Here is a 348-nt window from a genome sequence, read left to right as displayed (position 1 = left end):
CGATTATGGTGACAGTCGATATTGTGGTTGCCAATATTTGGATGGCGGGTCTGTTGTATTTGGCTGCGCGTCATAAAGAAATCGATAAGCGTACCGGGGCTGATACCTCATCTATCGACAAACTGATTGATACAGTCACCCATTTTGAAAAGAAAAATTCGCGCAAGCCAGAACTTCGCGATTTAATGATTCTCGTAGCCTTTGGTTTTGGCGCAACGGGCATAGCCCATTTAATCGCAGATCTTGCCGTGCCATTTTTTCAGGCAAATTACCCTGATCTTGAAAAGTTTTCATTACATTCAAAACTGTTTTGGATCATTTTTGTGGTTACTACCATAGGGCTTAGCC

Annotated in this window: 1 protein-coding gene; it reads left to right on the top strand. The window is 42.5% G+C overall.

What is annotated here, in order from left to right; all coding sequences use genetic code 11:
- A partial coding sequence (locus AB9K37_RS00005) for a DUF819 family protein (RefSeq protein WP_369835039.1) occupies window positions 1-348 on the top strand: 348 nt, incomplete at both ends.

This window comes from Donghicola sp. XS_ASV15 (assembly GCF_041224595.1).
In the GTDB taxonomy this organism is placed as follows: domain Bacteria; phylum Pseudomonadota; class Alphaproteobacteria; order Rhodobacterales; family Rhodobacteraceae; genus Donghicola.
This window is presented reverse-complemented; position numbering and strand designations above follow the sequence as displayed.